The sequence below is a fragment of the Hymenobacter metallicola genome, assembly GCF_004745645.1.
GTDB lineage: Bacteria > Bacteroidota > Bacteroidia > Cytophagales > Hymenobacteraceae > Hymenobacter > Hymenobacter metallicola.
The window spans coordinates 375,227-396,326 of sequence record NZ_SRMB01000003.1; the positions used below are offsets into that span (position 1 = coordinate 375,227).

The following is a 21,100-nucleotide window of genomic DNA, read 5'->3' on the forward strand; positions in this document are numbered from 1 at the left end:
ATTGCAGGGTCAGCCGGAGGCAACATGTTGCCCGTAGCGGTACAGCCGACCCGCTAGTGAAAAAATAAAAAAGAGTGGGGGGACAAAAGAAAGCCGCCCTGCGAAGACAAGGCGACTAAATTTTGGGGCGTGCAAGTTAACAATTTGTTAACAATAGCCTAACCTCTTGCCGTTTAGTTACCTGCTTGCCGTTTTACTTCGACCGAATGGCAATTACCGGATCTAGATTCGACGCCAACACGGCCGGAATAATGCCCGCCAGCACGCCAATAACCACGGACACGGTCAGCCCCAACACAATATTTCCAGCGGATAAGAACATCGGCAGAGAGTCCTGGGGAACCAGCGTAATCAGGTACACCAGGAAAATGCCCGCCGCGCCGCCAATTAAGCACAGAAAAATGGCTTCGAAAAGAAACTGAAACAGAATGAAGTAGTTCTTGGCGCCCAATGACTTCTGAATGCCGATGATGTTGGTGCGCTCCTTGACTGACACAAACATGATGTTGGCAATACCAAAGCCCCCTACCAGCATGGCAAACGAGCCGATAACGGCCCCGGCTACGCCAATGATGGAAAACAGCTGGCTGATGGCATTGGCCAGCATTTCGGGGCGGTTCAGGGCAAAGTTGTCCTCTTGCCGCGGCTTGAGCCCCCGGATGTTGCGCATCACGCCCTGCAGCTCGTATTCCAGATCGAGCAGGCCGGGGTCGTCGTCGGAGCCCTTGACGGCAATGGTGGGGGTTACGCCCGTCATGCCGCCGGTATTCAGGGCAAACATCTTGGTGAACATACCGAAGGGAATCAGGCAGTTAGTGTCGTTGCTGGGAGTATCGAGCAGCTTCTTGCCTTCCTTCTGCATCACGCCGACGACCACAAACTTGCGCCCCCGGGCGTTGAACTCCTGCCCAATGGCGCTGCCGTTGGGGTACAGGTTTTCGGCAATGGTAGCCCCGATAATGGCCACGTTGCGGGCTCCGTCTACTTCCTGGGACGTGAAATACCGCCCCTCGGCAATGGGCACATCGGATACCTTGCGGTACTCAAAGCTCACGCCCTGCAGGGCGCAATCGGATACGCTGTTGCTGCCCGATTTTAGCACGCTGCCTCCGACGGCCCCGAAGATGGCTACCCCTTTGTTGTTGGGACCCAGCAGCTTCTGTAATTCCCGAAACTCGCGTACCGTGGGCACGGGCCGGTTAAAGTACTTCCACCACGGGTATTCGCCCCCAAAAGCCCAGGGCCACTTGCCCACATAAATCACCTTGTCGCCCACAAAGCTCATGCTCTTGCGCACGTTGGACTCCAGGGAGTCGACGACGGCAAATACGGCAATGATGGCGAAGATGCCCACCGTGACACCCAGCAGCGACAAGACCGTTCGTAACAGATTGGATTTCAGGGCTTGCCACGCAAATCGAAAGCTCTCTAAAGTTAGGCGCAGCGTTTTCATAGGTCAGGATAGGGGGTGAGAAAGGGTGCGGATAACGTGGTGACAAAATAGGCTTGCCTAACTAGGGTAATGAGTAATGAAGCACCGTCTCACCTTTTCGGGCGAAAAGTAACGATTTATCCGACCATTGTACGTACTTTTGCCAACCCAAAAATTTGTTAGCTTCCCCTCCTATTGCCTTTGTTAGCCCATGAAACTGTCCGAGTTCAAATTTGACTTGCCTGAAAGCCTCCTGGCGCAACACCCGGCCAAAACTCGTGATGAGTCGCGCCTGATGGTGCTGCACCGCGACAGTGGCAAGATCGAGCACCGCGTATTCAAGGAAATCATCGAGTATTTCAACGACGGCGACGTATTCGTGGTCAACGATACGCAGGTCTTCCCGGCGCGCCTGTATGGCAATAAGGAAAAAACCGGCGCTAAAATCGAGGTGTTCCTGCTGCGCGAGCTGAACAAGGAAATTCACCTCTGGGACGTGCTGGTGGATCCGGCACGCAAAATCCGGGTGGGCAACAAGCTGTACTTCGGGGAAAGCGACATGGTGGCCGAGGTTATCGACAACACCACCTCGCGCGGCCGGACTATCAAGTTTCTGTTCGATGGCTCGGATGAGGAGTTCTACAAGGCGCTAAACGACTTAGGCGAAACGCCCCTGCCCCGCGAGGTTATCACCCGCGACGCCGAGCCGGCTGACAAAGAGCGTTACCAAACGATTTACGCCAAGAACAAAGGCGCGGTAGCGGCTCCTTCGGCTGGTCTGCACTTTACCCGGGAAGTTATCAAACGCCTGGAAATCCGGGGGGTCGACATGGTACCGGTAACGCTGCACGTGGGCCTGGGCACTTTCCGCCCCGTGGACGTGGAAGACCTGACCAAGCACAAGATGGACTCCGAGAACTTCATTGTGCCGGCTGATTCGGCTAAGGTCGTAAACCGGGCTCTGGACGCCAAGAAGCGGGTGTGTGCCGTGGGTACCACCACAATGCGCGCCCTGGAGTCGTCGGTATCGGCCCACGCCCGCCTGAAAGAAAATCAGGGCTGGACGGATAAGTTTATCTTCCCGCCCCACGAATTCAAGATTGCCAATTCGCTGCTCACCAACTTCCACATGCCCGAAAGCACGCTGATGATGATGGCGTCGGCTTTTGCGGGTCATGAGCTGCTGATTGAAGCCTACCAGCTTGCCATTAAGGAGAAATACAAGTTCTTCACCTACGGAGACGCCATGCTGATTCTGTAGCCACCCGCTGCGGGCAGTAGCCTACTACTACAAACGCCGAATGCCCGCCGGGTATTCGGCGTTTTGCGTAAAAGCGGGGCTGCGTACTTTGCCTTGAATTTCGACTCCCTACCCATGCGCCCCCCCTTCACGCCTGACCTAACCGGGCCCAAATCAGTACCTGCCCCCGACACTGGCGGTCCATCTGCATCCACCCCCCGATTCGCTATTCTGGTGGCTGGGGGCAGCGGTACGCGGATGGGAGCCGACCGCCCCAAGCAGTTTTTGAACCTGCTGGGCGAACCGGTACTGCTACACACCCTACGACGCTTTTTGGAGGCGGCCCTGCAGGTGGAAGAGTGTGTGGTGGTGCTGCCCCCCGAGCAGTTTGCGACCTGGCAGCAGCTGTGCCAGGAGCACCAAGTAAGGCTGCCACACGCGGTGGTAGCCGGGGGCGCCACCCGCTGGGCCTCCGTGCGCAATGGGTTGGCTTACCTGATACATCGGCCGGCGGGGCTCGTGGCGGTGCACGATGGGGTGCGGCCCCTGGTTTCGGCCCAGGTTATCGAGCAGACCTACACGGCAGCGGCGGCGCACGGGGCCGCCGTAGCCGCCGTAGCACCCAAGGATTCGGTGCGGGGGCTGGCTCAGCAAGGCTCGTATGCCCTGGACCGCTCGCGCCTGCGCCTGGTGCAAACGCCGCAGTGCTTTGAGCTCAACTTGCTTCGGCGCGCTTATCAGCTGCCTGAGCTGCCCACCTTTACTGACGACGCCAGCGTGGTGGAAGACCTGCAGCCCATCTATCTAGTACCCGGCGACTATCGTAATCTGAAAATCACGACGCCGGAAGACCTGATTGTTGCGGAAGCGCTACTGCGGGCCGAGCAGGCCACTTCCTGAGGCTGGCCCGGGCTATGTGCCCCGTTCGACGTACTTTTCGGCTCTCTTACTCATCCACCCGCTACATTCCGCTTATGTATACCTGCCTGCTCTACGAAGTCCAGAACAGCGTCGCGACTATTACCCTGAATCGCCCGGAAGTCTTCAACGCCTTCAACAATCCGCAGAGCTATGAGCTGCAAGACGCGCTAGCGAAAGTAGCTGCCGACGACTCGGTGCGGGTGGTGGTACTGACCGGTGCTGGCCGGGCCTTCTGCTCGGGTCAGGATTTGAAAGCTACCCAGGACGAGGCCAATTTTTCCTTTGCCGAAACCCTGCACAAGCGCTATAACCCCATTATTCGGGCTATGCGCAACTTGCCAAAGCCCATCATCGGGCGCCTCAACGGGGTGGCTGCCGGGGCAGGCTGCTCGTTGGCCCTGGCCTGCGACGTGCTGGTGGCCTCTACTGATGCTTCTCTGATTGAGGTATTCATCAATATTGGCTTAGTGCCGGATTCGGGCTCTTCCTACTTCCTGCCGCGGCTGGTAGGCACGCTCAAAGCGTTCGAACTGTGCACGCTGGGCTCCAAAGTGACGGCCGAGGAAGCCTTGCGCCTGGGGCTGGTCAATCAGGTAGTGGCGCCCGCTGAGCTCGACGCGGCGGTAGCAGCACTGGCTGCTCGGTATGCTTCGGCGCCAACCAAATCCATTGGCCTGATCAAGCAGATGCTCAACAAAGCCGGCTCCTCCTCCCTGGATGAAATGCTCGATTACGAAGCTGAGTGCCAGCAGGCGGCCGGAGAATCAGCAGATTATCGGGAGGGAGTTGCCGCTTTCACGGAAAAGCGCAAGCCGGTTTTTAAAGGCCTCTAGTTCTCTTCAGGCATAGCTTTACTGCGTAGTAAAAGGCCATTCTTACTAATCATCAGCCGAAAATGAGCTGCGTAGCGGCCAATTGCTACCCGCTTCCTATCAGACAACAGACGAGAGCAACAAGTAAGTACCGAGGAAAAAGCCTGCCTAGAGCAGGCTTTTTTCATGTACAAGCCCGTGAACAGGTAGCTAGAAGCATAGCGCATGGAAACCGGCTAAAAATTATCTACACGGCTATTTTCCAACAAAAGCCAAATATTTTAATGCCTTGTAATTCAGGTACTTAAACCCAATATATTGATTTTGCTTATTTAAATTTTCGACGAGTACTCTCCTTATACAGCTCACTTGGGGAGAAGATGCCATAAATATTCTAATACCTATTTTAACTATACATATTTTGATTTAAGTTATTAAAAGTCGTTCATATTCAGCCACTTCTAACCCCCTATTGCCATGATACACCCCGACACCTACTTCCGAGCCACTATGCTGAGTTTGGGCATATTGTGCACCGGCTGCGACAAAGAGAGTACTTCCGTTTATCCGAGCACCGCAGGGCAACCAACTGCCGCTGGCAGTGCCGCAGCGCAGGGCGGCGGAGCGCTGGTCGCCAAAAACTACTTTCAAGTGGGTATGTGTACCTGCCTAACGGGTTTGGCCGCCGGCATCGACATGACCCAGAGCAACTACGTTGAAACACCCTCCGGCAACCGGACCTCGGTTTGGACAGGACTCGTGCCCGAATACCTGATGCCGCCCCTGACGCTCAACCCCACTACGGGTGTTTCCTCCTACACCTACAACTCGTACTGGAACGGCGACGGCGACGGGATTTATTATGTCAGCAAATGCATCATCACCAGTGACAGAATAGCTACCCTGACCCTGCATTCCAAAAAGTAGCTGATTCCGGAAAAATCTCTCACTACGCTTTCGCAAACAAGCCCCCACAGCTTGCGCCCCTCGTATTATTGAGGGCAAGCTGTGGGGGCTTGTGCATAGCCCCGCCGGATTTTCGCAGGTTAGCGCAGGCGGATGGTGCGCGTAACGCCGTCTACCGTAATGCTGGCAATATTGTCGCAGGCGGCGGAACCGGATGGGTCGTAGTTCAGCAGCAGGGTTTTGCCTTTGGAATTGCTGATAGACACGGTGCCGGCCGTAAAGTGCCGGGCGCAGCCCAGCGTGAAGTTCTTGACCAGGGGCTGCTGAATTTGAGCCGTGTAGCTTACTCCTTTGCGGTTGGTACCGTTAGCCTGCCCGGTTACCTGGTACCTGTCGTCCTGCACCGTAGCAGTGCCAAAGCCGGCCGTACGCGTATAGGTGCGCTGCGAATTCCAGCTGTGCGTGCCCTCGGGGGTAATAATACTGGCATTCTGCACGTCGAGGGTGAAAGAGCCACTACCCAGGCTGGTAAATACGCGCTGGCCGAGGTGCTGCTTGTCGTTTACGAAATAGTTTACCAACGACACGGTGGCGGTAGCCCCGGCCTGTACCACCCCGTTCTGCCGGTATGGTCCGCCAAAAACCACCACGATTTTACCCCGCCGGGTTTTGCCGTTGGGGCACACGCAGTTGGTGGCGCCAAAGTCGATGGTCAAGGTCCGGGTTTCGGCGTTATAGGTGCGCGTGGCACAATTCCCGAACACCCGGAGCAAATCCGCTGGTTCGCGCACAGCACCATTCGACAGCTTCTCGTTGTCGGGCGTGGCTACCTCGATTAGGTCGCCGATAGCCGCGTTTTCGTCCTCGGCGTTGCCGCTGTCCTCGGCCGATTCGAGGTTTTCCTGGGCGGCGGCCCGCTCCTGGTCTTTATTGCAGGCGCCAAGGAAAAGCAGGCCACTGGCGAAGGTCAGCAGGCCGAGGGAGCGGAGGGTAACGGCAGTCATGGCAAAGGGGGTTGAAGAGGTGAGATTTGTGTTGGTACTGTAGCGCTTAGAAGAGGAAGTTACCAGGAAGTTTAACCTCGTCTTCAATTATTTTTTCATACCCGGGAACTATTCCATTCTGAACCACCCGACAGCCGAGCCGTATAGATAACCGCTTTGCCTGCCTCTTCATCCGCTTCCTTTACTTATGCGCTACTGCCTTCATATTCTGTCGTTGACAGCATCACTGCTGCTGGGTGCCTGCTCGCCCGATTCGGGCCAAAAGGATCCGGTTGCCGAAGCGCAATTCCAGAATGAAAAGCGCATCGGCGACCAAAACGTAACCGAAAAGCAGGAGCGCGACGCCGAGTTCATGGTTAAAGCGGCCAGCAACGGAATGCTGGAAGTAGAACTCAGCAAGCTGGCTCAGCAAAAAGCCACTCACCCCGCCATTAAGAACTTCGCTCAGCAGATGATAACCCATCATAGCGAAGCCAATGCGGCCCTGCGCACCCTGGCCGAACAGAAAGGGTTGGTCTTGCCGCAAGGTCTGGGCCGGGACCAGCAAGAAACCTACCGCCAGCTAGCCAGCCTAGCCGGCCCCCAATTCGAAAAGCAGTATATAACTGCCATGGTCGATGCCCACAAACAGGACGTGGACGAATTTGAAGACATGAGCGAAGATGCCTACGACGGAGACATCCGGGGCCTCGCCGCCAAGTATGCCCCCATACTCGACCAGCACCTGGAAATGGCCCGCCAGGCGGAAGACCAAGTTGCTAATCTGCCTTAACCACTGTTTCCGTATTTCTTTTACACCAACCTAGCCTAACACCAATGAAAATCCGCCTTCTTTCTTTGCTTGCCCTCGGGGCTATGCTTTCTTTCTCTAGCTGCGGCGACGCCGAAAAGCGCGCCGACGGTACCGCCGGCGAGGCCGTAAGCGACATGGACAAAGCGGCCGACGACGGGGGCGTGCAAGCTGATGCCACGGTCATCGACAACGATGCCGGCCCAACCGTAACGGCTGACGCCGACTCTGCCGCTGGCGATACTACCGCGGCACAATAAGCCCACTAACTAATTCCTTCCGGCAAGCTCTTGTATAAGCTGTCTGCTGGCTGACCTCACTATACCCTTACCCGGTAGGGGCAGCCGATACTCAGCAGCTCGTCTCCTCTATTCTTTCTCACAACCTAAACCACCAACTATGAAACGCATTAGCATGAGCTTGCTTTGCGCAAGCCTGATGACATTAGGCGCTTGCAGCAGCAACGACGGCCAGACCACTTCCTCTGATACTAATACTAACTCGGAAGTAGCCGGCGGCAACGCCGGCGACAACTACATGAACAATGCCACCAACGGCGACACGGCCTCCACTTCGATGCCCGCCGATGCCAGCGCGGCGGGTAGTGCTGCCGCTACGGGCACGGCTCCGGCCGATATGAATGCCAATTCCTCCGGCGCCACGGCCCCTCACTCCACTGACCCGGAGTTTATGATGTCGGCGGCGCATAGCGACCAGAATGAGATTCAACTCAGCAAGCTGGTGCTAGCCAAGGGCGCCACGGGCATGACCAAACAGCACGCCGACATGATGATTAAAGACCACACCAAGTCGACGGCGGATCTGAAGGCCATTGCCCAGAAAAAGGGCGTGACGCTGCCCACCGACATGGACGCCGAGCACAAAGCCATTGCCAAGCAGATGGAAACGCTGTCGGGCGCCGAACTGGATAAGAAGTTCATGGATCAGATGGTACTGGACCACCAGAAGACGCTGAATACGCTGAAAGCCCACCAGACGATGACCAAGGACGCGGATCTGCAGGGCTTCATCGGCAAGGTAACGCCGGTGGTACAAGGCCACCTGGACATGTCGAAAAAGCACAGCGACATGTAGATGTAATTCCTCCGGGAAAAAAGAAAAAGCCGCTCCGGATAGTTCGGAGCGGCTTTTTGCATTTTATCTTTCTTCGGCGGCGGGAGGTTGCTGGCTTATAGGTTAGGTTCTATATTTGAACAGCCGGGCCACTTTCCGGTCCCTTTGTATGGAGAGCAACGAAAAAGCACAGCACCGGGAGGCTTTTCAGATTGAGCGGGTGATATTGTTCACCGACGCGGTATTTGCCATTGCCATTACCCTTTTGGTTATCGAAATCAAGGTTCCGGAGTTGCATCACCCCCGGGAAATAGACGTGCTGAACGTGCTGCTACGCCTGATTCCGAGGTTTGTGGGCTTTTTCCTGAGCTTTTTCATTATCGCCATTTACTGGCTGGCTCACCACCGCATTTTTCGCTTCGTGCAGCGCCTCGACAACAAGTTGCTCTGGCTGAACCTACTGTTCCTGCTCAGCATCATTTTAATGCCCTTCACGACGGCCTACCAGAGCGAGTACGGCTTGCTGCGTACCCCCTGGGTTGTTTACAGCATCAACGTGAGCTTCACCGGTATCATGCAGATGTTGCTGCAACGCCACTTGAGCAATCCGGCCCTGCACCTGGTAGAACACCCCGAGCACGAGCACGCCGATTTGGACCTGTCGCGCCCCCTTATGGCCCCTATCGTATTCGGGACTAGTATTATCCTGGCCTTTTTTCTGCCAGGTGCCGTGCTGCGGGGCATTCCGGCGGTGGCCTTTCCGCTGCTGAGCATCTGGGTTGGCCGCCGCTATAAGCGTGCGGAGGAGGCATACCGGAGTAAATACGGAACCCAGGTCCCAGTCTAGGTAGTGGCGCTGAATTCCACGCAAAAGCCCCGGCTGCCAGAAGGTAGCCGGGGCTTTTGCGTGCTGATCTGCTATCTACTTCGCCTTTTCCTCGGCGTATTTGCTGACTTTCAGCTCCTCGGCCAGGAAGCGGGCCGTGTGGCCTTTCTTGACCTTGGCGACCTGCTCGGGCGTACCCTGGGCCACGATGGTGCCCCCGCCCCCGCCGCCTTCGGGCCCGAGGTCAATGATGTGGTCGGCAACCTTAATCAGGTCCAGGTTGTGCTCGATGATAAGGACCGTGTTGCCCTTGTCGACCAGCTTCTGGAGCACGTCGGAGAGGTGGTTGATATCCTCGAAGTGCAGACCGGTGGTGGGCTCGTCGAGGATGTAGAAGGTCTTGCCGGTGTCCTTTTTGCCCAGCTCCGTCGCCAGCTTCACGCGTTGGGCCTCCCCGCCTGACAAGGTCGTGGCTTGCTGGCCCAGGGTGAGGTAACCCAGACCTACCTCGTGCAGCACCTGAATCTTGCGCAGAATCCGGGGCTGATTTTCGAAGTACTCCACCGCCTTCTCCACCGTCATGTCGAGCACGTCGGTGATGCTCTTGCCCTTGAAGCGCACTTCCAGAGTTTCGCGGTTGTAGCGGCGGCCTTTGCAGGATTCGCAGGGCACGTGCACGTCGGGCAGGAAGTTCATTTCGATGGTGCGCATGCCGGCGCCTTCGCAGGTTTCGCAACGCCCGCCTTTCACGTTGAACGAGAAGCGGCCCGGCCCGTAGCCCCGGATTTTGGCTTCCGGCAAGGAGGCAAACAGGCTGCGGATTTCGGTGAACACGCCGGTGTAGGTAGCCGGGTTGGAACGGGGCGTACGGCCAATCGGCGACTGGTCGACTTCAATTACCTTGTCAATCAGCTCCAGGCCCTCGATGCTCTGGTAGGGCAGCGGGTCGCGCTTGGCGTTGAAGAAGTGCTGGTTCAGAATCGGGTAGAGCGTGTCGTGAATCAACGAGGACTTGCCCGAGCCCGACACGCCGGTAACGGCCACGAGTTTGCCCAGCGGAAACTTGGCCGTGACACTTTTCAGGTTGTGGCCGGTGGCACCTTTGAGCACCAGCTGGCCCCCGTCGCCCTTGCGCTTCTGGCGGCGCAGCTCAATGTGCTTCTGCCCGCTCAAATACTGCGAAGTCAGGCTGCCCGACTGAAAAATCTCCGTGGGCGAGCCGTGGGCCACGATGCTGCCGCCGTGAATACCGGCCCCGGGGCCAATATCGAGCACGTAGTCGGCATTCATAATCATGTCCTTGTCGTGCTCCACCACAATGACCGAGTTGCCGATGTCGCGCAGGTGCTGCAGGGCCTTGATGAGCCGCTCATTGTCGCGCTGGTGCAGGCCGATGCTGGGCTCGTCCATGATGTAGAGCACGCCCACAAGCTGGGTGCCAATCTGGGTGGCCAACCGAATCCGCTGCGACTCCCCACCCGACAACGTCCGGACCGAGCGGTGCAGGTTCAGGTATTCGAGGCCCACTTCCAGCAAAAAGCCGATGCGCTTCCGGATTTCCTTGAGCAGCTCCCGGGCAATGAGGTTCTGGCGGTCCGAAATCCGGTCTTCCAGGCCTTCAAACCACTGGGCCAGCTGGGCAATATCCATCACCGACAGCTCCCCGATGTTCTTATCGGCAATCTTGAAGTGCAGAGACTCCTTCTTGAGGCGGTAGCCGCGGCACTCGGGGCACTCCTTGGCCTGGGTGTACTCCTGAATCCAGGCCCGGATGTTTTCCGAGTCAGAGTCCATTTGGCGGCGCAGAAACGGGATGATGCCTTCGAAGGGCTCCACGTAGCCAGCCTTTTTGGGGTCGGCGCCTTCTTCTTCCTCCACGCCGTAGAGCAGCTTGTCGAGCAGGTCGGCGGGCAGCTTGTCGAGGGCCGTGGAGAGGCTGGCTTTATGGCGCTTGAGAATGGTGCTCAGCTGCTGGAAAATCCAGATGTCGCGGTACTCGCCCAGGGGCGCGATGCCGCCGCGGCTGATGCTGAGCTTCTTGTCGGGCATCACGCTCTCCTCGGTAATCTCCTGCACCTCGCCCAGGCCGTTGCAGGTGGGGCAGGCGCCGTAGGGCGAGTTAAAGGAAAACGTGTTGGGCGCCGGGTCGTCGTAGGCAATACCGGTGGTGGGGTCCATCAGGAAGCGCGAGAAAAACTGCGTCTTGCCCGAGTCCGAATCCAGGACTAGCATCGTGCCCTTGCCGTGGGTCAGGGCGTTCTGCACCGAGCCCGAGAGGCGGAACCGGTCTTCCTTGGTGGCCTTGAGCCGGTCGATGACGATTTCGATGTCGTGGATTTTGTAGCGGTCCACCTGCATCTTGGGCGTAATGTCGAGCAGCTCGCCATCGACGCGCACCTTGGTGAAGCCCAGCTTGGCAATCTGCTGGAACAGCTCCCGGTAGTGGCCTTTGCGGCCTTTCACGACGGGGGCCAGCACCACTAGCTTCTTGTCGGCGAAGTGCTTGAGGATGTAGTTGATAATCTGCTCGTCGCTCTGCCGGATCATCTTCTGGCCCGTGGCGTAGCTGAAGGCCTCGGCCGTGCGGGCGTAGAGCAGGCGCAGGAAGTCGTAAATCTCGGTAATGGTGCCGACCGTGGAGCGGGGGTTGCGCGAGGTGGTTTTCTGCTCGATGCTGATAACCGGCGATAACCCTTCGATCTTGTCCACGTCGGGGCGCTCCAGGCCGCCCATAAAGGAGCGGGCGTAGGCCGAAAACGTTTCCATGTAGCGGCGTTGACCTTCGGCATAAATCGTGTCGAAGGCCAACGAGGACTTGCCCGAGCCCGAAATACCGGTAAACACCACGAGCTGGCCCCGCGGAATCTGGACCGACACGTTTTTCAGATTGTGCTCCCGGGCTCCGTACACCTCAATGAAAGGCGCTTCCACGTCGGCGGCGCGCTGGGGCTGGGCAGCCGGCGGGGTTGCTACAGCGGGAGTTTTAGCAGCGGTACTGGAGGCAGTCGTTTTCTTAGCCATGCAAAGCAAGTCGAATAAGTCCGCAAAGGTACGCAAAACGCGGCCCTTTGGCTACCCCGAATAGCTTATTTGCCAGTGGTTTTAGCGCCTGGCACCGCGGGAAGCCACCGGTGCCGGGGCACCGAGCAGAGGAGGTACAACAGCGCAGCCCCCCGGATTGTGCCGCCCGAAATAAATTAATCCTTGGGCTCTACGGGCCGGGCGGCAAGCCGAACCGTAGCGGGTTGGCGCCGTATTTGCCAGAGCTCTGCTTTCCTTTCCGTTCACCTCACCCCACCGAACCATGAAACTGCTCAAAATTGCCGCCGCGGGCCTTTTTGCCCTCTCCCTGCACACCACTACAGCCCAGGCCCAGGTCAACATCAATATTACGCCCCCTTCCTGGGGTCCGGCCGTGGGGCCCAATACCCAGTACTACTACATTCCCGAAGTGGATGGCTACTACGACGTGCGCGACCGGCAATATGTGCTGTTGCGTGAGGGCCGCTGGAGCCGCCTGGCCAACTCTGGCCGCGACCCGCGCACCTTTCACCCCGTGGTAGTCGACTACGTGGGTGCCCAGCCTTGGGTGCGCATCGAAGAATACCGCACCAAGTACAAAGGTCACCCCCACGGCATGCCGCCCGGCCAAGCCAAGAAAATGCGCGGCAACCAGACCGTCATTATCAACGGCGCCGGCTACCAGGGCAATGGTAAGGGTCACGGCAACGGAAAAGGCCACGGCAATGGTAAGGGCAAGCATTAAGCGCCCTGCTGCTGACGCTGAAAAAGGCTCTTCCCCGCGGAGGAGCCTTTTTCGTTGAATCTGCCCGGACTCCCGTAACATTGCCGGCCGTACTTTCCTTGCCTTCTGCCCGCCGTATGCCGCCCGCTCTTTCCCGTCAGTCCCTCCTGCTCGTGTATCTGCTGGCTTTGGCCTTGCTCTGGGGCAATGCGTATCTGCTGCTGGTCAACCACCCGGCGGCCTACACCCTCGATGAGCAAAGCTACCTGCACATGGCCCAGGGCAACTTCCAGGTGCCCCTGACCCACCGCTACCGGGTGGTGGTGCCCTTGCTGGCCAGCAGCCTGGCCCACGGCGCCCAGGGGTTGGCCCACCTGATTTCCCCCGCCGACAAGCCCCCGTTTGGCTTCAGCTTTTTTCTGGTGAACACCCTGCTGCTGGCCGGGGCCGGCCTGCTGGCTTTTCGGAGCGCGGTAGCGGCCGGGGCAGCCACCGGGCCGGCGCTGCTGGGCATGGCCGCCCTGCTGACCTGTGGGGCCGCTACCTACGTAACGGGCCTGCTGCTGGTAGATAGTGCCCTGGTGCTGGTGGTGGCGCTGCTGTACTACGCCCTGCACGCCCGCGCGGCACCGGCCCTGCTCACGGCCCTGGTCCTGGGGCCGGTACTGAAAGAATCCTTTCTGCTGTTTTTGCCGCTGGTGCTGCTCTACGGCGGCTTTGTGCGGTGGTGGCCCCGGCTGCTGGCCCTGGCCGGCGGGCTGCTGCTCGTAGCAGCCGTGCATTGGGCCGTCGATACGCTGGTAGCCCCGGCCTCGTCCACCGACAGCCTGCGCAATGCCCTGGCCCACAGCCGCAGCCTCGTCAGCAACCTGGGCTGGCTGTTCTCGCCCCGCGGCCTGGTGATTTGTGCCGGGGTGTATGGCCTGTTCAACGTGGTGGTGCTGGCCGGCTGCTGGGGCGGCCGGGCGACTATTCGGCAGTGGCTGCAGCCCCTGCGGCCCGGCCCTACCCTGCTGCTGCTGCTGGCCGTGCTGGCTCACATGCTGCTCTCAGGCGAAATGAGCCGGATGCTACTATTGGCCGGGCCCGCCGTGGCCGTCGCCGTGGCTCTTATTTTGGACCGCCACCCGCTGTTTGCCCCGCTGCGGCAGCTGGTAAGCTCGGCTGCCCAGCCCGAAACAGAATAGTCCGGAACGGGTTGAAATGCGTACATACTAGCCCATCTATCCTACTCTCCGACCAATCATGGCTACCAACGACTATCAACCCATCAGCTGCAGCTTCTACGACGAGCTGGAAGCCCGGGCCACCAACCGGCAGGTGTGCACCCTGCTCTACCGCACCGAGCCCGACACGCCGCCGAGTACCTACACCGGTATCATCACCGATCTGTTTATCCAAGACAAAGTAGAGTACCTGCGCCTGGAAGACGGCTTCGAGCTGCGCCTCGATGCGCTGGTAGCCGTGGATGACAAGGAGCTGCGGAATTACTGCTGAGTTGAGCCGTTGTTCGGTACCTTGCTCAGGCTTCTTTGCAGGTAATCCGGGTACACATGAAAAAATGGCTTTCCCCACTGTTAATAGCGGGTTTGGTGCTGGCCGCTTACAATACGCTGCTAGTAACAGGCTTATTGGTTGGCAATGGTCACAAGAAGCCAAAGGGCTATAAGTATCAGCTTCGGATATTAGATGGAGCTTACAACCCTGTCTCCAAACAGGATACTATGTTACCTGTCGTAATAGTGGAAGCACCTGGTGATACAGCGGCGACTTATACGTGGGTAAAAAACAGACCGGACGACCCTTGGGCAAACCAAATTTGCACCCAGACCGGCTCTCTTTCAGCAGAAGTAGCCGACAGCTTATATGGCTACGCTCAGCAGTTGTTTGCGGATATCCCAGTCGTTGTCGGTAATGAGGAAATGCTAAATGTATCTCACTCTGGGAAGGGCAGAATTGATATAACTACGTCTCATTATGTTACGGCCACTATAACTTTTGATGGTACACCATCGACCTATCGGCAGATAATGGCTTGCCTGTTAAGACATTCTGCTCAACCGTCTACTAACAAGAACGCCCGTCTGGAATAGGCGGGCGTTCTTGCTTTGCTTGGATTTCCTAAAACTCGGCGCTCTTGGGGAAGCGGGGAAAGGGAATTACGTCGCGGATGTTGCCCATGCCGGTCACGAACAGGATGAGGCGCTCGAAGCCCAGGCCGAAGCCCGAGTGAGGGGCGGTGCCGTACTTGCGCAGCTCCAGGTACCACCACAGCTCGTGCTCGGGCACGTTCATTTCGGCCATGCGCTTGGTGAGCTTTTCCAGGCTTTCCTCCCGCTCCGAGCCGCCGATGATTTCGCCGATGCCGGGGAAGAGCACGTCCATGGCCCGCACGGTTTTGTCGTCATCGTTGAGCTTCATGTAGAAGGCCTTGATATCCTTGGGGTAATTGGTCAGGATAACGGGCTTCTTGAAGTGCTTTTCCACCAAGTACCGCTCATGCTCGCTCTGCAGGTCGGTGCCCCAGTCTACGGGGTATTCGAACTTCTGCTTGGCGGTCTTTAGAATGTCGACGGCCTCAGTGTAGTTCAGGCGCTGGAAGTCGTTGTCGACCACGAACTGCAGACGCGTCAGCAGCTCCTTGTCGTACTGCTCGTTGAGGAACTTGAGGTCGTCCTGGCAGTTGTCGAGGGCGTAGCGCACCAGGTACTTGAGGAAGTCCTCGGCCAGGTCCATGTTGTCCTGCAGGTCGTTGAAGGCCACTTCGGGCTCAATCATCCAGAACTCGGCCAGGTGGCGGGCCGTGTTAGAGTTTTCGGCCCGGAAGGTGGGGCCGAAAGTATAGACCTTGCCCAGGGCCATGGCGGCAATTTCGCCCTCCAGCTGGCCCGACACGGTCAGGTTGGTTTGCTTGCCGAAAAAGTCCTGCTTGTAGTCGACGGCCGACTTGTCCTCGGTCAGCGGCGGGTTCTGGTCGGGCAGGGTCGTGACGCGGAACATCTGACCGGCGCCTTCGGCATCGGAGCCCGTGATGATGGGCGTGTGCACGTAGTAGAAGCCCCGGTCGTTGAAGAACTGGTGCACGGCAAAGGCCATGGCGTGCCGGATGCGCAGGATGGCCCCGAACGTGTTGGTGCGGGGGCGCAGGTGGGCAATTTCGCGCAGGAATTCGAGCGAGTGGCCTTTCTTCTGCAGCGGATAGGTTTCGGTGTCGGCCTTGCCGTAGACGGTAATTTCCGAGGCCTGAATTTCGACGCTCTGGCCCTTGCCCTGCGACGCCACCAGCTTGCCGCGCACCATCACGGCCGCGCCGTTCTCGACGCCGTCGGCCTTGAGCTTTTCCTCAGGGAAGTTTTCGGCATCGGCTACCACCTGGATGGAATTGAAGCCCGAGCCGTCGTTGACGGCAATGAACTGCACGTACTTATTGCCCCGGCGGGTACGCACCCAGCCTTTTACCACTACTTCGCGCTCCAGCTCCTGGCTGTGGAGCAGCTCCTGCACACTCGACCTTCTGACAGACATCGGACTCAGCTTTCGGAAATTAATACTTGTTAAGTCGGCAAAGGTAGGAGTTTTACGGGCCGTAGAAATCAGTTTGGCTGATTCCCTTCGTTTGTTTTGTGAATCGGGCCCGGCGGCGTTGTTTTGCCAAAATGATGTGGGCCGCCGTACTCAACTTTTTTGACTGAACTCAAGTACAGAAAGGTCTATCTTTGACAAGAGCTCCACCTTGATTTTTACGTGGAGCGCCACGCTTTCCCGAGTATGCAAAGACTTGACATGAAGCAGCTTCTCTCGCAGAAGCTGTCTCCCCAACAGATACAATTCATTAAACTGCTGCAAATCCCGACAGCAGAGCTGGAGGCGCGCATCAAGGAAGAGCTGGAAGTAAACCCGGCCCTGGAGGAAGGCGACGAAAACACCGACGACGAGCTGGAAGACCAGGACCGCGACGACGATGCGGACGACGCCGACGACTATGATGACCCCGACTCCGAGTTTGATAACGACGACAACACCCTCGACGAAGACTTTGACACGGGTAGCGAAGAGCAGCCCGAAATTGAAGTAGCGGCCAAAGACGACGAGCCCATCGAAAGCGCCAAGGACAACGAGGAACTGGACCTGGGCGACTACCTCAACGACGACGAAATAGCGGGCTACAAGATGCAGGGCGACGGGCCCGGCGAGCCCGACGACGACCGGGAAATGCCCCTGGCCGACACCGGCGCCTCCCTGCTCGACTCTTTGCTCGACCAGCTAGGCTTTGCCGACCTCGACGACAAGCAAGAAGCCATTGGCCGCCAGCTGATCGGCTCTATCGACAACGACGGCTACATTCGCCGCGACTTGTCGGCCATTGCCAACGACCTGGCTTTCTCCCAAAATATTGAAGCCGACGAAGCCGAAATTGAAGGTGTGCTACACGTAGTGCAGAGCTTCGACCCGGCCGGCATTGCCGCCCGCGACCTGCAGGAATGCCTGCTGCTGCAGCTGGAGCGCCGCCCCCAGGACGAAGTGACCGAGCACGCCGAGCGGATTCTGAATGAGACCTTCGACGAGTTTACCAAGAAGCATTACCCCCGGATTCAGCAAAAGCTGGATCTGGAAGATGATGAGCTCAAGGAGGCCATTGCCCTGATTCTCAAGCTCAACCCCAAGCCCGGCGGCACGGGCCCCGTGGGTATGGGCAAGGTGCAGTACATCATTCCCGACTTCATCCTGACCAACGACAACGGCGTGTTCAACCTCACGCTGAACGCGCGCAACGCCCCGGACCTGCGGGTGGCCCCGGCCTACACCGAGATGTTCCAGACCTACGACAAGGCGGCCAAGAAGGATAAGAAGATGAAGGAGGCCGTCACGTTTGTGAAGCAGAAGCTTGACTCGGCCCGCTGGTTTATTGACGCCATCAAGCAGCGCCAGCAAACCCTGCTGCGCACCATGGACGCCATCGTGCGCTACCAGCACGACTTCTTCCTGGAAGGCGACGAAAGCAAGCTGCGGCCCATGATTCTGAAGGACATAGCCACCGAAATCGGCATGGACATCAGCACCGTGAGCCGGGTGGCCAACTCCAAGTCGGTGCAGACCGAGTTTGGTATTTACCCGCTGAAGTACTTCTTCTCCGAAGGCATTGCCACCGACTCGGGTGAGGATGCCAGCTCGCGCGAGGTGAAGCACATTCTGAAGGAAATCATTGAGGGTGAAAGCAAAAAACGCCCCCTGAGCGACGATAAGCTGGAAAAGATGCTCAATGCCCGGGGCTACAACATTGCCCGCCGCACCGTGGCCAAGTACCGGGAGCAGCTCAACATTCCAGTGGCCCGCCTGCGCAAAGAGTTGTAGGCTCATAGCCGATAGCAACCACTGAAAAGGGCCGCCGGAAACATATCCGACGGCCCTTTTTAGTGGCAAAGCCTTCTAGTATTAGCGGTGAATAACCCGCCGCACGGCCTTTTGGCCCTGGGCCCGTACCGTCAGCACGTAGTGGCCCGGAGCCAAGCTAGTCGACACCGGTACCGGCAGCAGGCGGCTTACACTCTGCGTCGTGTAAGTATACACGGTGCGGCCCTGCAGGTCAGTCAGCGTGGTTACGATGTTGCCGCTCATGGGCTCCCGCAACTGCAGCGTCAGCTGATCCACAAAGGGGTTGGGGTACACGCTGGTTAGGAGCGGGGCCATGCTGGGTTTAATCGTCACGGTGACAACTGGCGAATAGGCCACGGTGCCATCCTGGTCTACTTGCCGAAGGCGGTAGTAATAGAGGCCACTGCCCACCGTGACGTCGGTGTGCGTGTAGTTGCGCAGGGAAGTCGAGTTGCCAGCGGCGGCTACTTTGGTCAGCAGCTGGAAGCTCTGGCCTTTTGCCGCCCGCTCCACATCGAAGTGCAGAGCGTTCTGCTCGGAGGCCGTCTGCCAGCGCAACGCCACGCCTTGCTCGGTAGCCTGCCCGGTAAAGCTCGTTAGCTCCACGGGCATAGGCTGGTCTTTCAGCACGTCGGAGACAAACAGCCCCCGGCCGTGGGTGGCCGCTACTACTTGTTGGTCGGAAGCCCGGATGCGCAGCATATCGACCCGCACGTTGGCCAGGCCCGTGCTGGATGGTTTCCAGACGGGGTTAGCGGGTGTCAGGTCGTCGGTGCTCCAGATACCCAGCTCGGTGGCCAGCAAGGCACGCTTGTTATTGGTCGGGTCAAATACGGCCCAGCGCACGGGCATGTCGGGCAGGTCGCCCTGGCGCTTGGTCCACACGACTGGGTCGGTGGTATTCAGGCCATCGGTAGTTTCCAGGACCTTGGCTTCGGTAGCGCTGAAGTTCGACAAGGTCACCAGCAGGTGGGCGTCGTTGCCGGTTTCCACGGCCACGCTCGATATCGACATGCCGGCCGGAGCGGTATAGAGCAGCGTAACGGTGGGCGTGGTAGCCGCCGCATTATCGACGCGGTACAAATGCCCCTGAGTCGAGGTGCCCCCGGCAAAGTCGGGCTCGGTCCCGATGAATACCCGGTCCTGGTTGTTCGGCGACACCGTCAGGTGGGTTACCATGCCAGCCCCCGCCCCGAGCGAGGCCCCCGATACGGCACTGGCCGCGGCCGTGGTAGCACTTCTCAGGCGGAAGAAGTTGTCGACCGTCCAGCCCCCGTACAGGGTATTGCTACGGCTGTCGTAGTCGGTCGGGTTGATGAACTGCCCGTTGGCAGCACTCAGGTTCAGGGTGGAAAACGAGCTGCCACCGTTGGTAGACCGCCGGTACTGGGCATACACGTAGGCCGTGAATTGAAACTGAGGCTCATTCTGGTCGATAAAGCAGAAAGCCCCGTCGCCGCCGGTTGCTTCGGTCGTTACCTGCCCGCCGGCCTTGGTATAGCGCTGCGTGCCGTTGTCCTGGGCCCCGGCCAGGAAGTAGTCCACGTCGCTGGGGTGCAGGGCCAGGGCGTAGAACTGGGTGATGTTCAGGCCATTGTTGCGCTGCCCGTAGGTGGGGGTCGTGGCGTTGGCGTTAGCCGAATACGCTATACCCCCGTCGCTGGCAAAATAGGCCTTAGTAGCCGTACCAGAGGTGGGCGGAATCCAGGCAACGGCGTGGTGGTCGGCGTGCACGTAGTTGGTGGCCGTCTTCGAGGTCGACCACACGGTGGTCTGCGTCCAGGTCGCGCCGCTGGTCGGAACAGCCGTCTGCGGGGCATCCGCATTGTTTGTCAGCCATAGGTCGAGCCCGCCCACGTACAAGGTGTTGGGGCTGGTCGGGGATACCCCAATGGCAAGGCAGTACCACCCCTGCCCGTTGGTAAAGTCGCCGCCGCCCGGTTTCCGAATTGTGGCCCAGGTGTTGCCGCCATCCTTGGACATGTAAATATTGAGCAGAATGTCGGTCGAGGAAGTGAAGATGGCATATACCCGGTTGGCATCACTGGGGGCACAGGCCAGCTCAATACGATGGTAGCCTACGCTCGGAGCCGGCAGCCCGGTTCCGGCCAGGGTATTGAGGTTGGTCCAGGTGTCCCCGTTGTCGGTGGAGCGGTACAGCCCACCCGTCTGAAAAATACCGGCGCCCACGAAGATGGTCCCGTTGGCGCTAATCTTTACGTCGGCCATGCGAATACCCGCCGGCTGCAATACTGCCTGCCAAGTAGCGCCTTTGTCTTTGCTCCGAAACAGGCCCGTGCGCGTGGCTACGAATACGTAGCCAGTACCTTGCTGCACGGCCAGGCGCTGCACCCGATAGAAATCGGCGCTGGCGGGCGGGGCAGTGCTGGCCAGTTGGTTCCAGGTAGCCCCATGGTCAGTTGATTTCCAGATGCCTAGCCCACGCACGGCATCGGCATTGTAAAACCCTTCGCCGGTACCCATGTACATGATGTCCGGATTGGTTGGGTCGTAGGCCAGAGAGGTAATAGCAAGGTTTGCCATAAACCCATCGACACTTATCCAGATGGGCGTCGCGCTGGTAGCGTTGGTACTCTTCCACAAGCCCCCGGCCACCGAGCCGACCCATACCGTATTGCCTGAAGCATCGGCGGGGTCAATCAGAATGGCCCGTACCCGGCCCCCTACGTTGGAGGGGCCTCGCTCGGTCCAGGTAGCCGAGGAGAGGGTGCCGACCGAAGCCCGCTGCGAGGCCTGCAGGGTCAGCAGTTCTTCGGCCCGCTGCTGAGCTACGAGCAGTCGTTCGCGCGGCACGGTGCCGGTAGCGGGGTCGCGGGTACGGTTGAAATCCTGCAGAAAAGCCAGGTCTGGCCGGTCGCGCCGGTCTTCGTCTTCTTCCTCATCTTCTACTTCCGCCTCAATGGCAGTCATGAACTCTGATGAATGGATAGGCAGGTAGTACCCACCAACGGCGGCC

At 58.6% G+C, this 21,100-nt stretch carries 18 protein-coding genes; 13 read left to right on the plus strand and 5 right to left on the minus strand.

Annotated features, from left to right (window positions below):
• Positions 1-193 precede the first annotated feature (193 nt).
• Positions 194-1,453 (minus strand): ABC transporter permease, encoded by a 1,260-nt coding sequence (locus E5K02_RS16840; protein WP_135396375.1) that lies wholly within the window; start codon positions 1,451-1,453, stop codon positions 194-196.
• A 190-nt stretch (positions 1,454-1,643) separates the two neighbouring features.
• Here E5K02_RS16840 and queA point away from each other — a divergent pair, with 190 nt between their 5' ends.
• The 4 genes from queA to E5K02_RS16860 all read left to right on the plus strand — a co-directional run bounded on the left by queA (position 1,644) and on the right by E5K02_RS16860 (position 5,332).
• Entirely contained in the window at positions 1,644-2,693 is a 1,050-nt protein-coding gene (gene queA / locus E5K02_RS16845) for a tRNA preQ1(34) S-adenosylmethionine ribosyltransferase-isomerase QueA (protein ID WP_135396376.1), read from the plus strand.
• Positions 2,694-2,807: 114 nt separating this feature from the next.
• On the plus strand, positions 2,808-3,572 hold the full coding sequence (locus E5K02_RS16850) for a 2-C-methyl-D-erythritol 4-phosphate cytidylyltransferase (RefSeq protein WP_135396377.1): 765 nt from the start codon (positions 2,808-2,810) through the stop codon (positions 3,570-3,572).
• Between the two features lie 74 nt (positions 3,573-3,646).
• Positions 3,647-4,426 (plus strand): enoyl-CoA hydratase-related protein, encoded by a 780-nt coding sequence (locus tag E5K02_RS16855; protein ID WP_135396378.1) that lies wholly within the window; start codon positions 3,647-3,649, stop codon positions 4,424-4,426.
• A 456-nt stretch (positions 4,427-4,882) separates the two neighbouring features.
• Entirely contained in the window at positions 4,883-5,332 is a 450-nt protein-coding gene (locus E5K02_RS16860; RefSeq protein WP_135396379.1) for a hypothetical protein, read from the plus strand.
• Positions 5,333-5,451: 119 nt separating this feature from the next.
• Here E5K02_RS16860 and E5K02_RS16865 read toward each other — a convergent pair whose 3' ends face one another.
• Entirely contained in the window at positions 5,452-6,315 is an 864-nt protein-coding gene (locus tag E5K02_RS16865) for a hypothetical protein (RefSeq protein ID WP_135396380.1), read from the minus strand.
• Between the two features lie 187 nt (positions 6,316-6,502).
• Between E5K02_RS16865 and E5K02_RS16870 the strand changes: the two genes are divergently transcribed.
• From E5K02_RS16870 to E5K02_RS16885, 4 genes are all read left to right on the plus strand, one after another.
• Complete coding sequence (locus E5K02_RS16870) at positions 6,503-7,087, plus strand: DUF4142 domain-containing protein (RefSeq protein WP_135396381.1); 585 nt, start codon at positions 6,503-6,505, stop codon at positions 7,085-7,087.
• Between the two features lie 83 nt (positions 7,088-7,170).
• Complete coding sequence (locus E5K02_RS16875; protein WP_135396382.1) at positions 7,171-7,365, plus strand: hypothetical protein; 195 nt, start codon at positions 7,171-7,173, stop codon at positions 7,363-7,365.
• A 139-nt stretch (positions 7,366-7,504) separates the two neighbouring features.
• Positions 7,505-8,200, plus strand: a complete 696-nt coding sequence (locus E5K02_RS16880) for a DUF4142 domain-containing protein (protein WP_135396383.1) — start codon at positions 7,505-7,507, stop codon at positions 8,198-8,200.
• A 148-nt stretch (positions 8,201-8,348) separates the two neighbouring features.
• Positions 8,349-9,026 carry a TMEM175 family protein gene (locus E5K02_RS16885; RefSeq protein ID WP_135396384.1) on the plus strand — a complete coding sequence of 226 codons (678 nt, stop codon included), beginning with the start codon at positions 8,349-8,351 and terminating at the stop codon, positions 9,024-9,026.
• Between the two features lie 75 nt (positions 9,027-9,101).
• On the opposite strand, the gene uvrA is transcribed toward E5K02_RS16885, so the two are convergent.
• Entirely contained in the window at positions 9,102-12,026 is a 2,925-nt protein-coding gene (uvrA, locus tag E5K02_RS16890; protein ID WP_135396385.1) for an excinuclease ABC subunit UvrA, read from the minus strand.
• A 283-nt stretch (positions 12,027-12,309) separates the two neighbouring features.
• Here uvrA and E5K02_RS16895 point away from each other — a divergent pair, with 283 nt between their 5' ends.
• From E5K02_RS16895 to E5K02_RS16910, 4 genes are all read left to right on the plus strand, one after another.
• On the plus strand, positions 12,310-12,771 hold the full coding sequence (locus tag E5K02_RS16895; protein ID WP_135396386.1) for a hypothetical protein: 462 nt from the start codon (positions 12,310-12,312) through the stop codon (positions 12,769-12,771).
• Positions 12,772-12,887: 116 nt separating this feature from the next.
• Entirely contained in the window at positions 12,888-13,937 is a 1,050-nt protein-coding gene (locus E5K02_RS16900) for a hypothetical protein (protein ID WP_135396387.1), read from the plus strand.
• A 58-nt stretch (positions 13,938-13,995) separates the two neighbouring features.
• Positions 13,996-14,247: a hypothetical protein gene (locus E5K02_RS16905; protein WP_135396388.1), complete on the plus strand. Its 252-nt coding sequence runs from the start codon at positions 13,996-13,998 to the stop codon at positions 14,245-14,247.
• Positions 14,248-14,303: 56 nt separating this feature from the next.
• On the plus strand, positions 14,304-14,843 hold the full coding sequence (locus E5K02_RS16910; protein ID WP_135396389.1) for a hypothetical protein: 540 nt from the start codon (positions 14,304-14,306) through the stop codon (positions 14,841-14,843).
• Between the two features lie 28 nt (positions 14,844-14,871).
• Here E5K02_RS16910 and asnS read toward each other — a convergent pair whose 3' ends face one another.
• Positions 14,872-16,275, minus strand: coding sequence for an asparagine--tRNA ligase (gene asnS / locus E5K02_RS16915; protein WP_135396390.1), 1,404 nt, complete (start codon positions 16,273-16,275; stop codon positions 14,872-14,874).
• Between the two features lie 243 nt (positions 16,276-16,518).
• Between asnS and rpoN the strand changes: the two genes are divergently transcribed.
• Positions 16,519-18,102: an RNA polymerase factor sigma-54 gene (rpoN, locus tag E5K02_RS16920; RefSeq protein ID WP_135396391.1), complete on the plus strand. Its 1,584-nt coding sequence runs from the start codon at positions 16,519-16,521 to the stop codon at positions 18,100-18,102.
• Between the two features lie 81 nt (positions 18,103-18,183).
• On the opposite strand, the gene E5K02_RS16925 is transcribed toward rpoN, so the two are convergent.
• Positions 18,184-21,054: a T9SS type A sorting domain-containing protein gene (locus E5K02_RS16925; RefSeq protein ID WP_135396392.1), complete on the minus strand. Its 2,871-nt coding sequence runs from the start codon at positions 21,052-21,054 to the stop codon at positions 18,184-18,186.
• Between the last annotated feature and the right edge of the window lie 46 nt (positions 21,055-21,100).

Bases quoted from the DNA above. Each gene is read 5' to 3' on its own strand.
- E5K02_RS16840 (WP_135396375.1), bottom strand. From the start codon at position 1,453: ATGAAAACGCTGCGCCTAACTTTAGAGAGCTTTCGATTTGCGTGGCAA.
- queA (WP_135396376.1), top strand. From the start codon at position 1,644: ATGAAACTGTCCGAGTTCAAATTTGACTTGCCTGAAAGCCTCCTGGCG.
- E5K02_RS16850 (WP_135396377.1), top strand. From the start codon at position 2,808: ATGCGCCCCCCCTTCACGCCTGACCTAACCGGGCCCAAATCAGTACCT.
- E5K02_RS16855 (WP_135396378.1), top strand. From the start codon at position 3,647: ATGTATACCTGCCTGCTCTACGAAGTCCAGAACAGCGTCGCGACTATT.
- E5K02_RS16860 (WP_135396379.1), top strand. From the start codon at position 4,883: ATGATACACCCCGACACCTACTTCCGAGCCACTATGCTGAGTTTGGGC.
- E5K02_RS16865 (WP_135396380.1), bottom strand. From the start codon at position 6,315: ATGACTGCCGTTACCCTCCGCTCCCTCGGCCTGCTGACCTTCGCCAGT.
- E5K02_RS16870 (WP_135396381.1), top strand. From the start codon at position 6,503: ATGCGCTACTGCCTTCATATTCTGTCGTTGACAGCATCACTGCTGCTG.
- E5K02_RS16875 (WP_135396382.1), top strand. From the start codon at position 7,171: ATGCTTTCTTTCTCTAGCTGCGGCGACGCCGAAAAGCGCGCCGACGGT.
- E5K02_RS16880 (WP_135396383.1), top strand. From the start codon at position 7,505: ATGAAACGCATTAGCATGAGCTTGCTTTGCGCAAGCCTGATGACATTA.
- E5K02_RS16885 (WP_135396384.1), top strand. From the start codon at position 8,349: ATGGAGAGCAACGAAAAAGCACAGCACCGGGAGGCTTTTCAGATTGAG.
- uvrA (WP_135396385.1), bottom strand. From the start codon at position 12,026: ATGGCTAAGAAAACGACTGCCTCCAGTACCGCTGCTAAAACTCCCGCT.
- E5K02_RS16895 (WP_135396386.1), top strand. From the start codon at position 12,310: ATGAAACTGCTCAAAATTGCCGCCGCGGGCCTTTTTGCCCTCTCCCTG.
- E5K02_RS16900 (WP_135396387.1), top strand. From the start codon at position 12,888: ATGCCGCCCGCTCTTTCCCGTCAGTCCCTCCTGCTCGTGTATCTGCTG.
- E5K02_RS16905 (WP_135396388.1), top strand. From the start codon at position 13,996: ATGGCTACCAACGACTATCAACCCATCAGCTGCAGCTTCTACGACGAG.
- E5K02_RS16910 (WP_135396389.1), top strand. From the start codon at position 14,304: ATGAAAAAATGGCTTTCCCCACTGTTAATAGCGGGTTTGGTGCTGGCC.
- asnS (WP_135396390.1), bottom strand. From the start codon at position 16,275: ATGTCTGTCAGAAGGTCGAGTGTGCAGGAGCTGCTCCACAGCCAGGAG.
- rpoN (WP_135396391.1), top strand. From the start codon at position 16,519: ATGCAAAGACTTGACATGAAGCAGCTTCTCTCGCAGAAGCTGTCTCCC.
- E5K02_RS16925 (WP_135396392.1), bottom strand. From the start codon at position 21,054: ATGACTGCCATTGAGGCGGAAGTAGAAGATGAGGAAGAAGACGAAGAC.